Origin of the sequence: Nonomuraea sp. LP-02 (genome assembly GCF_036289125.1) — a bacterium.
Taxonomy (GTDB): domain Bacteria; phylum Actinomycetota; class Actinomycetes; order Streptosporangiales; family Streptosporangiaceae; genus Nonomuraea; species Nonomuraea bangladeshensis.
The window spans coordinates 7,512,371-7,525,902 of the sequence record NZ_JAXCLK010000001.1 but is presented as its reverse complement, the minus strand read 5'-3'; the positions used below and the strand labels follow the sequence as shown (position 1 = coordinate 7,525,902).

General features: G+C 71.2%; 8 protein-coding genes and 1 tRNA gene. 6 read left to right on the top strand and 3 right to left on the bottom strand.

The features are described from left to right. The first annotated feature begins 740 nt into the window (after positions 1-740). The 3 genes from SMD20_RS35275 to SMD20_RS35265 all read left to right on the top strand — a co-directional run bounded on the left by SMD20_RS35275 (position 741) and on the right by SMD20_RS35265 (position 5,324). Positions 741-813 (top strand) — tRNA-Arg (locus SMD20_RS35275). A 673-nt stretch (positions 814-1,486) separates the two neighbouring features. After that, the gene (locus SMD20_RS35270; protein ID WP_329589599.1) at positions 1,487-2,464 is read left to right on the top strand and encodes a polyprenyl synthetase family protein; all 978 of its coding nucleotides are present in this window, start codon (positions 1,487-1,489) and stop codon (positions 2,462-2,464) included. Between the two features lie 943 nt (positions 2,465-3,407). Then, entirely contained in the window at positions 3,408-5,324 is a 1,917-nt protein-coding gene (locus SMD20_RS35265; protein ID WP_329589597.1) for an FUSC family protein, read from the top strand. On the opposite strand, the gene SMD20_RS35260 is transcribed toward SMD20_RS35265, so the two are convergent. Beyond that, on the bottom strand, positions 5,321-8,161 hold the full coding sequence (locus SMD20_RS35260) for a helix-turn-helix transcriptional regulator (protein WP_329589595.1): 2,841 nt from the start codon (positions 8,159-8,161) through the stop codon (positions 5,321-5,323). The two genes, SMD20_RS35265 and SMD20_RS35260, sit on opposite strands and share 4 nt — an antisense overlap. Before the next feature lie 200 nt (positions 8,162-8,361). On the opposite strand from SMD20_RS35260, the gene SMD20_RS35255 reads away from it, so the two are divergent. From SMD20_RS35255 to SMD20_RS35245, 3 genes are all read left to right on the top strand, one after another. After that, positions 8,362-9,291: an MBL fold metallo-hydrolase gene (locus tag SMD20_RS35255; RefSeq protein ID WP_329589594.1), complete on the top strand. Its 930-nt coding sequence runs from the start codon at positions 8,362-8,364 to the stop codon at positions 9,289-9,291. Then, positions 9,291-10,781 carry a carboxylesterase/lipase family protein gene (locus SMD20_RS35250; protein WP_329589593.1) on the top strand — a complete coding sequence of 497 codons (1,491 nt, stop codon included), beginning with the start codon at positions 9,291-9,293 and terminating at the stop codon, positions 10,779-10,781. Before SMD20_RS35255 ends, SMD20_RS35250 begins: the two co-directional genes overlap by 1 nt. A gap of 517 nt (positions 10,782-11,298) precedes the next feature. Continuing rightward, positions 11,299-11,703: a hypothetical protein gene (locus tag SMD20_RS35245; RefSeq protein ID WP_329589591.1), complete on the top strand. Its 405-nt coding sequence runs from the start codon at positions 11,299-11,301 to the stop codon at positions 11,701-11,703. Positions 11,704-11,826: 123 nt separating this feature from the next. On the opposite strand, the gene SMD20_RS35240 is transcribed toward SMD20_RS35245, so the two are convergent. After that, positions 11,827-12,675, bottom strand: coding sequence for a YceI family protein (locus SMD20_RS35240; RefSeq protein ID WP_329589589.1), 849 nt, complete (start codon positions 12,673-12,675; stop codon positions 11,827-11,829). A gap of 68 nt (positions 12,676-12,743) precedes the next feature. After that, on the bottom strand, positions 12,744-13,397 hold the full coding sequence (locus tag SMD20_RS35235; protein ID WP_329592784.1) for an MSCRAMM family protein: 654 nt from the start codon (positions 13,395-13,397) through the stop codon (positions 12,744-12,746). Positions 13,398-13,532 lie beyond the last annotated feature (135 nt).

Here is a 13,532-nt window from a genome sequence, read left to right as displayed (position 1 = left end):
CCCCCGGCAAGGAACAGGCACTGCCGCACTCAGATCCCAGACAACAGCCCATCGGCGAGCCCCGGCGCATCCTGCCGCTCCCCAGCCCGGCACACCTCCCACAACCACGTCTCCTCCCACTCCCCCGGACACCCCTCACGAGGCCGAACCGGCGCCGGCACATAAGGCTCCTCCACCTCCACCCCGCGACGCCTGCCACCTCCCCCGCGCGCCGAATCCGGAGCCCCCGCCCCATCAACCTCAGCCCGCCGCCGCCGAGCACCGCTTTCATCAGAAGCCGTGCCCACCACCGCCTTCTCTCCCCGATCGGCCAGCACAGCCTCCGCCCGCACCACGACTTCACGCGGCACCCCGGGCACGAACCCCCCATACACCCACTGCGGCCGAGCCGGAGCAGACACGTACAGCGGCTCGAACGCCATCACCGCGACCCGTCCCCCACCCCCCAGCGCGCCGGCATGGTCCGACCGATCCCCGAACCCCCGCGCCTGCCCCGCCAGCAACCCGCCAGCCAGAATCCCCGGCGCCAGCAACGCCCCGAACAACACCACAGGCCGCCGCCGCGCCTGCCTACACCGCCTCATGGTCACCCGCAGAAGCTAGCCACGCCGAACGAGCGGAACCCCGGCCACTTGTCAGGCCTTTACCGCAGCTCAGACCACCCATAACCAACCCCGCCGAACTGCTCCCGGCCCCATGTCCCACGCAGTGCCATACTTTCGCTAGGCTTACGAGAGTCCGCCTCCGTAGCTCAGGGGATAGAGCACCGCTCTCCTAAAGCGGGTGCCGCAGGTTCGAATCCTGCCGGGGGCACTCACCTAGATCGGCATTTCAGGCCCCTGACCTGCGGTTTCACAGCCGCAGGTCTTTTGTTTTGTGCCCTTGGTAGGCAGCAGGCGGTGCCCGCATGCAACCGTAAGACCATGATCAGGGGATATACACGGGATGATCTTGCGAGCGTTTCCCCAGCTCCCGGTCCTAATTCTCCGCCATCCCGGCCGTCGGTACCGCCACGACCACCTGCACATTCGACGAACGCCACCGGTGACCATGCCAAATGCGTGCGTAAACCCGCGCTGCAGGTGCACCTTCGTCTGCCAAATACGCGTCCCGCCCCAAGGCGAGCCGTGGCCACCAGAGTCCAGCAGGCTGCGACGCAACCGCAGGAGAGCCACTGCGGACGCTGCCGACTCTCCGGCTGCTCAGCGCGATGTCGTCCATCCATACGTCGAAGCCGGCGGGCGTCGTCTTCGCCTGGTAGAGCTGCCAGCTGAAGGCGACGGCTATGGCCTCGACGTGCATGATGAGCGGACCGAGGTCGCGCTCGCCGACCGGCCCCGGGGGCTTCTGCGGCGCAGACGACATAAAGGTCCTCGCTCGCACCAGGAATCACCGCGCACTGACAAAGCGCGCTAAGAAGGCGTACTGAGAGGCTCCTCAGGGTCTCTCAGGTGTCACACAGCCACCGTGAGGCAGGCTGGAGCGCATGGACCAACTCCTGCGCAACCCGGTCATCGCCGCGGGCCTGACCAAGGTCGAAGCCAGGATCCGGCGGCTGAGCGGCTCCTCCGCGCTGCCCGCCATCAACGCGGGCGCGGGGCGCGTCGTCGCGGCGGGCGGCAAGCGGCTGCGGCCCGCCATGACGCTGGCCGCCTCCCTGGCCCTCGGCAAGGCGCCCGACCGCCGGGTGATCACGGCCGCCGCCTGCGTCGAGCTCATCCACACCGGCTCGCTTGTGCACGACGACCTCATGGACCGCGCGAGCGAGCGCCGCGGCGCCAGCACGCTCAACGCCGAGCTGGGTGACGGCAGGGCGCTGGTGATCGGGGACTTCATGCTGGCCAGGGCCGGGCTGGCGGCGATCACGAACGTCTCCAGGCTGGTGGCAGAGGTGCTGGCGGCGGCGGTGGTGGAGCTGGCCGAGGGGCAGTACCTGGAGACGGCCGGCCTGTTCGACGCCGGCCGTACCCGAGAGAGTGCGTTGCGGTCGATCACCGGCAAGACCGCCGCGCTCTTCAGGGCGAGCTGCCTGGTCGCGGCGGTGTGCGCGCACGCGCCGGCCGAGGACAGGGCGCGGATGGCGACGTACGGAGAGAAGTTCGGGCTGATCTTCCAGGTGCTCGACGACCTGCTCGACCTGACCGCCACCAGCGAGCAGCTCGGCAAGCCGGCCGGGAACGACCTGCGACAGGGCGTCTACAGCCTGCCGCTGCTCATGTCGGGGATCGACCTGGGCGGGCTGGGCCGGGGCATGACGGACGAGCAGGTCGCGGAGGTGCTGCGCGCGGTGCGGGCGAGCCGCATGACGACCGACACGATCGCGTACTGCCGGGGCCTGGCCGCGGACGCGGTGGCCGCGCTGCCGGTGATCCACGACCCCGAGATGGCGACCCTGCTGTACGGGCTTCCGTCGGCGTACATCGACCGCGTGGAGCGGCTGGCCGGCCTGACGATCGCCGGTTAAGAATTGCTGTCCACCGTCAGCAGGTCAGCGGCGAGCTCGCGCCGCTCGTCGGGGGGAGCCGTACCAGCCGCATGGCCGGCACCCCACCATGGCGACAGGCGTGAGTCATCGCCTGCGATCGACCGCTTCCCGGAACTGCGCCAAGGACCGCTCGAACGCTGAGCGCGCCCGACGGTAAGTGCCGTCCTTGGCGCCTGCCGCTTCCGCCAGTCGGGCCGCCGATGTGACGAGAGCTTCAACAGTGGCCACGATCGGGCGTGACGCCGGCCCCGCCAGAGGCTGATCTCGTGCAGGAGACGCAGCATCTGTTCGCTTTTCGGGGCGAGCATCGCCTGGCAGTCCGCCGTCACGGCACGCTTTTCGAGATCCTGGTCGCGCGCCACCTGGGTGGCGCGGCCTGGGTCGTTGCGAGCTTGGACGCCGTCGCCGTCAGCGTCGTCGTAGCGGCCTTCGATGCCGTCGCCGTCGAGGTCGGGGCTTGGTGTGGCGCCTGGTGTCCAGGGTTTTGGGGTCCATGGCGTGTAGGACGGGATAGAGGGCGGCGTGAAGGAGGCAGGGTCGGTGTTGCCCCCTCCGCCGAACAGTGCGCTCAGCTGCCACGTCGTCCTGCAAGCCCTCGGTCCAGTCACCCTTCGCCGGCGGCCGGTCGGAGTACTCGATCTCCTCCGGTTTCGACCTACTCGTGCCGTCGTCGTGAACCATGCGATCTCCCCCAGCCGCCATCGAGTACGAATGGTGTCGTGAGGACGGCCAGTTCCCTGTCCTCCGCCACAACGGTCTCCAGTTCGAGGAAACGGCCCGAGGGCGCTATGTCAAGTCCACGATGATCGGCTGGATCAAGCACCGGATGGCGTCCTTCTGAAGTGCAGTCATTCGTCCGATACTCCGGCCGGGCCGCGCGTCCGCATGATGGCAGGGGAACCGGACGATCGCGAGGAAACCGATGGGCACTCCACTCCGGCGGGCGGCAGGCATGCGGGATCGCCTCACGGCAGGCGATCCCGGGCTCGTACGCACGACCACCGCGCTCAGAGCCGTCGCGGGCATCGCGCTCACCCTGGCCGTGTTGTCCTTCACGGACCTGCCTGATGCGTTCCTCGTCGCGGGCTGCTTCGCCCCCTTCACTGTCGCGCTGGCCGCCGGCGACAGCCCCGCGCGGGATCAGGTGTTCATGGTCGTGGCGGCCGTTCCGCTGGTGTCCGCCGTCCTGCTCGCGGGTGGCGCGCTCGCGCCCTTCCGTGTGGCGGCCGAGGCCGTTTTCGTCCTGTTGATCTTCTGGGCGGTGTTCGTCCGCCGGTACGGGCCAGGGGGACAAGCGCTCGGGATCTTCGCCTTCATGGCGTACTTCTTGACCCAGTTCCTCGACGCGCGGCTGAGCCAGTTGCCCGGCTTGTACGCCGCCGTGGGCGTCGGCTTCGCCGCCGACGCGCTGGTGGGCTTCGGCCTGCTGCGGACGACCCCCGCCAAGACGCTGCGGCGGCTGCGGCGTGCCTTCGACCTTCATCTGGAGCATGTCGTGCTCGGGGCGATCGAGGTGGTACGGGCGGGACGGGACGACACCCGCCTGACGTGGTCATTGGAACGCCGGCTCGCCCGGCTGCACCGGAGCGGGCTGATGATCGCCGATCTCCTCGATCGGGGAGGAGCCGCTGACCCGGTGCGGCAGGGGATCGTGAGGGCCGAAGTGGCCGCGCAACGGCTGGCGGTGCTGGCCGTCCGCTCCTTTCCGGCTTTCATGGGGACGACGCACGACCGAGCCACTGCCGCCCTCCTGAACGTCCACCACGCGATCGGCGAGCTGATACGCGCCGTGGACGGACTCCGATCGGTCGCCGACGCCCCCTCGTACCGCGGCCCCCGTACGAACGGGGCGGCCCGCCGGCTGAGGCATGTCGCGACGCGGCAGGCCGTCCAGGCCGCCGCGGCGGCGGCCATCGCCGTCGTGAGCGGCGACGTGTTGTCCTCCGAACGCTGGTACTGGGCCGTGCTCACCGCGTGGGTGGTCTTCGTCAATACCGAGAGCTCGGGGGAGGTTCTGGTCCAAGGCCTCCAGCGCCTGCTGGGCACCGTGCTGGGCGTGGCGTGCGGGCTGTCGATCGCCGCCTTGGCCGGTGGCTGCCCGCCGCTGGCCCTCGGTGTCTCGCTGGTCTGCGTCTTCGGAGTCTTCCGCACCCCGCCGAACGCGTACTGGGCGGTGACGTTCTTCATCACGTGCATGATCGCCACGGTGTTCGTCCTGCTCAGCACGTTTTCGGCCGAACTGCTCGCGCTGCGCGTCTGGGAGACCGCGCTGGGGGCGCTGTGCGGGGTGCTGGCGGGCACGCTCGTGCTGCCCACGACCGTGCGCCGGGCCAGTGGCGAGCGGCTGCTTGAGGTGCTGCGGGCCCTTCGGCGTACGCGTGTCCTGGAGGGCGGCGCCCTGCTCGACACCCGTGAGCTTGATCGAGCTCTGGAGGAGCTGCGCGGCGCCCTTCGCCCGCTGACCCACCCGCTGAACCCGCGCCGTGCCCCCCGGGCCCACGCCCGCCACCTGCTCGCCCTGCTGGAGTCGTGCGCCTACCACGTCCGCAGCCTCGCCGCCGTGACCGCCGCGGCTCAGATGGGCGAGGCAGAGTACGAGGCCCGCGCCATCGAGCGCATCCGGGCCAACCTGGACCGAGCGATCCACCTCATGGAGGCCGGCGCGTGGCCCACGATCCCCTGCCACGACGGCCGCCGCACACTGGCGCGGCTGGCCGCAGACCGCTGGCGAGGCGATCACATGTCCCTCGAGCTCTTTCACGTGAACCGCCTGGACGAGGCGACGGCCGAGCTGGCACAGACATTCGACGGCGGCCGCGTCCCCTGCGTGATGACCTAGTCGGGCGGGCCGTCCACGGCCGCCGCCTCCACCACGTCTCGAAGCTGGGAGCGGGCGGTGACGCCCAGCTTGGGGAAGGTGCGGTAGAGGTGGGAGCCGACGGTGCGCGGCGACAGGAAGAGGCGTTCGCCGATCTCACGGTTGGTCAGCCCGCGGGCGGCGAGCCGGACGATCTGCTGCTGCTGCGGAGAAAGGCCGGCGAAGGCTCCGGGGTCGGCCGGTTCGATGTCCAGACCGGCCGCCCGCAGTTCCGCCTGCGCGCGTTCGCTCCACGGCCACGCGCCCAGCCGGCGGAAGGTGTCGTACGCCGCGGTGAGGAACGGCCGTGCCTCGGCGATCCGGCGACGGCGGCGCAGCCATTCGGCGTACTCCAGCAGCGTCTGAGCTCGCTCGAAGGGCCAGCGTTCCAGCGCGGGATCGGCCAGGGCCGCCAGGAAGGCGGGCTCGGCGTGCTCGGGTTCGGCGAGCAACGCGCGGCTGCGGTTCATCAGGCTCCGCAGGCGGGGCGAGCCGCCGCGGGCGAGAGTACGGGCCGAGCGCTCGATGATCTCGATCACCTCGGCGTGATGGCCGCTGCGCGTGGCGGACTCGGCCAGCTCCGGCAGGGCAGGGTAGGAGGCGTGGTAGTGGACGGGGTCGCCGTTGATGTCGAAGACCATCCGCGCGTGCTCGTAGGCGGCCTCGTAGTCGCCTTCGGCCATGGCGGCGGCGGTCAGTGCGCGGTGCGCGTACACGGCGACCGATCGGCTCTCCAGCGGGTCCACCAGGCGCAGCGCCTCGTCGGCGAGCGCACGGGCGCCTGCAGCGTCGCCCTGAGGGGCCACGACCATGGCCTCTATGGCGCGCGCGCATGCGACGGCGTGGTCGAGTCCGGCCGCGGCCGGCAGCGCGCCGATTTCGGCGCAGACCTCACGGGCCCGATCCCAGCGGCCGTATTCGAAGTAGGCCAGCGCGACGACGCCGCCGAGCCCGTCGGGGAGCGGCCCTGCGGTGCGCCACGACTGGACGGCCTCGTCGAACGCCCGGACCGCCAACGGGGTCTCGTCCAGCACCCAGGCCGCAATGGCCAGCGCGGTCAACCGTTCGGGTCGACCACCCGCACCGGCGCCGCCGGCCCCTCCGCGATTGCCTGATCCGAAGCGGCCCCCGGCTGCGGCGATCCTGTCAGGCAGCAGGGGCGCCAGTTCGCGACCGCCGCCGAACGGGTCCGAGACGATCTGCGCCCACTCCCGCAGCGGCCCGGCGGGCAGGTGCGGCAGGAGCCGGTCGATCTCCCGCCGCTGGGACTCCTCGCCTGAGTAGAAGCGCAGCACTGCGGCGGCGGCGAGCGCGTCGAGCGCGATGGCCGGGTGGGTGGCCGCCAGGTCGTCGGCGATCGCGGCCAGGTCGTTGAAGCTGGCGGCGTGCTGGCTGGTCAGCGCGGACAGTCGCCCCACGTGCAGTGAGGCGGCGGCGAGCAGGGCTGGATCGTCGGTACGGGCGCGGGTCCGGCCGGCCAGTTCCTCCACCCAGGGCAGGTCCCCGGTGAAGACGGCCACGCCGGCCGCGTCCGCCAGCAGCCGAGCGCTGTCGTCGCGCCGGGGATGCAGCTCCGCCGCGCGGGCCAGTGCCTTGGCCGCCGCCGCGTAACCGCCTCGCCTGCGAGCCCTGTCGGCCGTCTGTTCCAGGGCGGCAGACACCTCCGCGTCGGGGTGGAGGGCGGCGGCGGCGAGATGCCAGGCACGGCGGTCCGGTTCGTGGCGCAGGGCGTCGGCCAGCTTCCTGTGGGCCTCCATGCGGGCGTCGAACGGCGCTGTGTGGTAGACCGCGGAGCGGACCAGCGGGTGGCGGAACCGTAGGTGACGGCCTGCTCGGCGGATCAGCCCGGACTCTTCGACAGCGGGCCAGGCTTTGTGGTCGGCGTCGGGCAGCAGCGCCAGCACGGCGTCGGGGGGATCTTCCACGTCGGCGGCTGCCAGGAGCAACAGGGCCTGCCAGCCGGCTTCCGGCAGCTCAGCCAGCCGGGCGGCGTAGATGGCCGCCAGTCGCCGGCCGACCGGCAGCGGGCCGTGCTCGTCGGGGTTGAGCGATGCGTGTTCGGCCAGTTCGAGCAGGGCCAGGGGGTTTCCCGCAGCCTGGTCGAGCACGCGTTGCCTGATCCTGCTCGTCAGGCCGGGCGCGCGCAGGCCGAGCAGCCGTCGGGACGCCGTGTGGTCGAGCGGGGGCAGCACGAGCGTCGGGAATTCGCGGTCGAAGCCTGGCCTCCGGTCGAAGCTCGGCCCGCCGTCGCGTACGCCGACCGACGGTGCGTCCAGGTCGTCGTCGCGTACGGCGGCCAGCAGGGTGATGGGGTCGTCGTCCAGCCGGCGAGCAGCGAAGGCGAGGACGTCGGCGGAGGCGGAGTCGATCCACTGGGCGTCGTCGAGCACGACCAGGAGCGGCGCCCGTTCGGCCAACTGGGACAGCAGGGTCAGGACGGCGATCCCCGTCAGCAGGGAATCGGGGGCGTCGGGCAAGACCCCGAAGGCACCGAGCAGCGCCCGGCGCTGTCGATCCGGCAGGTGGGCCGCCTCGGCCAACACCGGCCGAAGAAGCTGATGCAGGCCCGCGAAAGCCAGGTCCCTCTCGGACTCGCGACCGCTCGCCCGTAGCACCCGACGGCCTGCCTCCTCAGCGACGCGAGCGGTGTGCTCCAGTAGCACGCTCTTGCCCATCCCCATGGCTCCGGACATGAGCAGGACCCGGCCGCCACCAGACGCGTCCGCCGCCAGCGCGGCGAGTCGATCGACCTCGGCGTCCCGCCCGACGATCGCGTCACGTTCCGCGTTGGCGCGGGAACTCGGCGCCCGCTCCTGCACAGGCCCTCCAAAAGATCTCATCGTGCGGGACCGCGGCGTCGTCGCAGGTCCGTGCCCACGTTCTGTCACGGTAGCAAGCGCGTGACCTCACAGCGGATGCAGTCACGTGACGCATACCGCCGGCCTCGTGCGACGGCGCACCATGGACGGGCGGCGGATCTCACCGCACTCATCTCCACTCCTCTGACCAAGGAATACTCATGCCTGCCAACCGGATCACTTTGGGTGACGTGACGATCACGCGGGTCTGGGAATACTACGGGCCCGTCGAGGTGACGCAGGAGACGTTCTTCCCGGAAAGCTCGCCACGTACGTGGGAGGAGCACTCCTCCTGGCTGGAGCCGCACTTCGTGGACCCCGAGACGCGGATCGTCAACTCCGCGATCCAGACCTGGCTGCTCCGCAGCGAGGGTAAGAACATCCTCATCGACACCGGGGTCGGCAACCACAAAGAGCGGCCCTACTCGCCGGTCTGGAGTCGCCTCGACACCGATTTCCTGGTCAACCTGGCCAGCGCCGGCGTACGGCCCGAGGACGTGGACATCGTGGTGAACACCCACCTCCACGTGGACCACGTCGGCTGGAACACCTACCTGGACGGCCGTACCTGGGTGCCGACCTTCCCCAACGCCACGTACCTCATCTCCAAGAGCGACTTCGACTTCTGGAACCCGGCCAACGAGCACAAGCCGCTCCTCGGGCGGGGCAATCAGAACGTGTTCGAGGACAGCGTGGCCCCCGTCCACGAGGCGGGGCTGACGAGCCTGTGGGAGGACTCGTACACGATCGACTCCAACCTGCGCCTGGACCTCGCGCCGGGGCACACACCGGGGTCCTCGGTGGTCACCCTCGAATCGGGTACGGACCGGGCGGTGTTCGTCGGCGACATGTTGCACAACCCCGTGCAATTCGTCGAGCCGGACACCAATAGTTGCTTCTGCGAGGACCCGGCCGGGGCCCGCGCCACCCGCCGCAAAGTTCTCGGCTGGGCTGCCGACCGGGGCGCCCTGGTTGTCCCCGCGCATCTGGGCGGGCAGGGCGCCGCCGAGGTGGTCCGCCAAGGGAGCGGGTTCGCCATCAAGAACTGGGCTCCGTTCGCCTCCTACTCCGAGACCTCGAAGGAGGCCTGATGAACCACCACGCGGCAGACACCGTCGTCACCACGCAAGGCGCCGTGCGTGGCCTGCTGCGCGACGGGACGACCGTGTTCCTGAACATCCCGTACGCTGCTCCGCCGACCGGCGCCGCCCGATTCGCCGCTCCACGCCCGCACGCCCCTTGGGACGGTGTACGGGACGCCACCGAGCCCGGGCCGACCGCGCCGCAGGCCGAACGCCGGCTCGGCAGCCTGGACATGACCCCGTACTTCGGGCCCGGCTGGATTCCCGGCGAGGATTTCCTGACCGTCAACGTGTGGACGCCGGCGGCCTCTGGGGAGCGTCTGCCCGTGATGGTGTTCGTGCACGGCGGCGGGTTCGTGGCGGGATCCACCCGGTCGGAGGTCTACGACGGGGCCACCTTCGCCCGCGACGGGGTCGTGCTCGTGACGCTCAACTACCGGCTGGGCATCGCGGGCTTCCTCGACCTGCCTGGTGCGCCCGCCAACCGGGGCCTGCTCGACGTGATCGCCGCCCTGCGGTGGGTACGGGAGAACATCGCCGCGTTCGGCGGCGACCCGGCACGCGTGACGTTGTTCGGCCAATCCGCGGGCGCCACGATCGTGGGTGGCGTGCTGGCCGCGCCCGAGGCCGAGGGGCTGTTCCGGCGCGCGATCGTGCAGAGCGGCAGCGGCCTGGGCGCCTTCACGCCTGAGCAGGCCGCCCGCGTGACCCGCGCCGCTGCCCACGCACTTGGGGTTGAGCCGCATGCCGACGCCTTCGCGGGCATTCCCGACCGGCGACTGGTCGAGGTCATGCCCGAACTGTCGGGCATTGATCTGCAGACCGAGACCCACAGTGACCCCCTCATCGGGCTCAGCCCGTTCAGCATCGTGCTCGACCGGCAGCCGGCCGAGGCCGTCGCCGCGGGCCGCGGCGCCGGTGTGGACCTGCTGGTGGGCACCAACGCTGAGGAGGGCAACCTCTACCTGGCACCGTTCAGGAACCTGTCCACCTCGACCGCGGCGGATGTGGACGCCGCCGCGGCCCGCTCGCACCCGCAGCCTGCCCGCCTCGTCGAGACCTACCACAAGGCCAGGCCGCAGGCGTCCGACGGGGAACTGCGCTCGGCCATCATGGGCGATGCCCTGTTCGGCGCGGGAAGCCGGCGCCTGGCCGACGCACATGCGGGGAGCGCCGCCGCCGCCACCTACCGCTACTCGTTCTCGTGGCGCTCGAACGCGCTGGGCGGCGAACTGGGTGCCACCCACGCCGTGGAGCTGCCATTCGTCTTCGACGTCACCAACCTGCCCCGGCTGCGCGGCCCACAGGCTCTGCTCGGTCCGGACGAGCCGCCGTCGGACCTGGCCGCCCGGATGCACGCGGCCTGGGTGGCCTTCGCCACGGCCGGCCACCCCGGCTGGGACCGCTACGACACCGGCCGCCGGGCCACGATGCGCATCGGCGGCGATTGGAGCATGGTGGACGACCCGCACGGCGAAGAGCTCCAGGCGTGGCCCTGACCCCTTGCCCCTGCGGACCTGGCTCATTGCGCCCGCCGCGAGACTCCCCACCGCTGTATCGCTTGCGGTGGCATGTCGGACCCTCGGGAGAAGTTCACTGGTCGTGGGCCGGCTCTTCGAGTGGGAACACTACGTGTTCGGCGTTTCTCTGCAGGAAACGCCATGCCTCGGCACGGCCGGAGCTGACGGGGAATGCCTCCACGGTGATTGGTGCGCCGAGGACCGGGGCCTGGAGCTCCACACGTACTCGCCCGAGACGATGACCTCGGGAAGGGACCCATTTGGCCCGCGGCCCTCACCGGCTACACGCTCCCAACGTAGGACGCGCGGCCGCGCTGGCCCCCTGGGTTTTCCAGGTCACCGACCGCCGCCACCCCCACAGCGATCCAGCGTGTCAGCAGCCGCGTCAGTACGGCGACGGCCCGCTGTCAGCGCGACCGGCGATGGTTGATCCATGAACGGTTCAGCACCTGCCCATCCAGCTGAACCCCCTGACAGTCCAAAGGAGCGCACCACCATGTCGATCACCTTCACCGACCAGGACCAGCTCACCCTCCGCACCGCCGCCTGGGGCGCCGTCTTCCTGATGTCCGCCGCCGGCGCCGCCGGCTCGGCCCACAAGGCCGCCACCGAAGGCTCCATCGCCCTGACCAGCGCGACCGGCTCCATCGGACACGTCCTCGCCAAGGCCCCCAAGGGCGTGAAGTACGGCAAGAGCGTGGCCGCCCTCGCCGACAAGGTGCTCCCCGCCCTGGCGGCATCCATGACCCTGCTCAAGCAGCACGACCCGGCCGAGGCCGACAACTTCCGCCGTACGGTCAACGTCGCCGTCGAAGCAGCCACCCGCCCCCAGCACGGCACCCCCAGCCCCACCATGACCGAGATGGCCCGTAAGATCACCGAAGCCCTCGACGCCGCTTGATGACACCCGCCCCTTCAACGCCACAGCACGTCACGGGGTCCACCCGGACCCCGGAGGCGGTTGTTCCACCGCACCACGATGCGCGGCGGCTCGTCGATCATCAGCCGTCGGCGATGAGGCGCGCTATGGAAGAGCAGTTCCCTGTACGGCCTGGATGTCCAGCTCTACTTTCACCGTCGGCCCCACCAGGTTGATCCCGGCCCGCACCACCTGGTTGTACGTCATCGCGAAGTCCTCGCGACGCAACTCGGTCTCCGCGTGGAAGGCCACCCGCAGGCCGCCCCACGGATCCGGGCCGGTGCCGAGGTAGGCCAGGGCCAGGTCCACGGGCCGCGACACCCCGGCGAGGGTGAGGGTTCCGTGGACGGTCCACCGGTCGGGGCCCGCGGGGCTGAGCCCGGTGCCGCGGTAGGAGATCATCGGGTACGAGGCCACGCCCAGGAAGTCGGCCGAGCGCAGGTGGTCGTCCCTGGTGGCGTTGCCCGTGTCGATCGAGGCGGCGGCGATGTCGGCTGCCACCGTCGAGTCCTCCGGGGCAGTGCCGACCTGGATCCGCCCGGCGAACTGCCGGAACCGCCCGCGTACGGTGCTGAGCCCGAGGTGCTGGGCGGTCGCCGCGATCGTGCAGTGGGCCGGGTCGAGCGTCCAGGAGCCGGGCGGCGGCAGGTCGGCGCCGCCCTGCCTGGCCAGCACCACGGTGCCCAGCTCGGCCGCGCCGGAGGCGGTCACGATGGCCGTCAGCGCGGCCGGCGCGTAGCCGATCGCGGTGGCGACGGCCGTGTACACGCCGGGCGGCAGCGGGCCGCTCGACACGATGCCGTCGGCATCGGCCTCGGCCCGCACGACCTGCTGCCCGGACGGGTCCGTCACCGTGACGACCGCGTGCTGAACGGCCCATCCGTCCTTGGTGCGGACCGCGGCGCGCAGGCCCCGCCGGCTGCCGGCCGAGAGGTTGTGCTGGCTGGTGTCCATGGTGCGTGCTCCTGCTCTCCCCCTGCTCGTACGTCCGGAGCAGTGCTTCGTTCGGAAATCCGGGACGGTCAGTCCTTGTGGGCCAGCCACAGGTCGCGGTCGTCGCCATCCCTGCCGTCGATGGTCACGGTGTCGGCGACGGGCGGATAGCCGGTGGCGATGAGGGTGTACTGGCCGCCGGTCAGGTCGGCGAAGGCGTACGCACCGTCGTCCGCCGTGGTCGTGGTGCCGACCACGTTCCCGGCGGCGTCCAGCAGCGTCACCCGGGCGTCGGCCAGCGGGATCCCGTCGCGTACCCGGACGGTGCCCCGGATCCGGGTGCCCGGCCGCAGCTCGACGTCCTGCCGGGTCTGGCCGGCGCCGTGGGCCTCGACGAAGACGGCCGTCGGGCGGTAGGACTCGGCGCTGACCGCGAGCGTGTAGTTGCCCGCGTTCACCCCGGAGAAGGAATACGCGCCGTCGAGGTCGGTCGTGCTTGTGGACAGCACCTCGCCGCGGACGTCCGTGAGGACGAGCACCGCGCCGGACACCGGCTTGCCCTCCAGGTCGCGTACGGTGCCGACGAGCTTGCTCGATCCGGCGAGGATCAGGTTGAAGTCGAGCGGCTGCTCGCCCACGACGAGCGTGGCGACCTGCGGATCGCGGTGGGCGGCGGACGCGATCAGGACATAGGTGCCGGTGCCCGGCGTCCAGATGCTGTAGCCGCCGTCGGCCAGGCTCATGGCCCTGCCGAGTTGGTGGCCGTGCAGGTCGATCAGGGTCAGCGTGGCGTGGCCGACCGCCTGGCCGTCGTCGCCGCAGACGAAGCCGCGGATCTCCACCGCGCCCTCCGAACGGGCAGCCGCGTACGCGCGCTG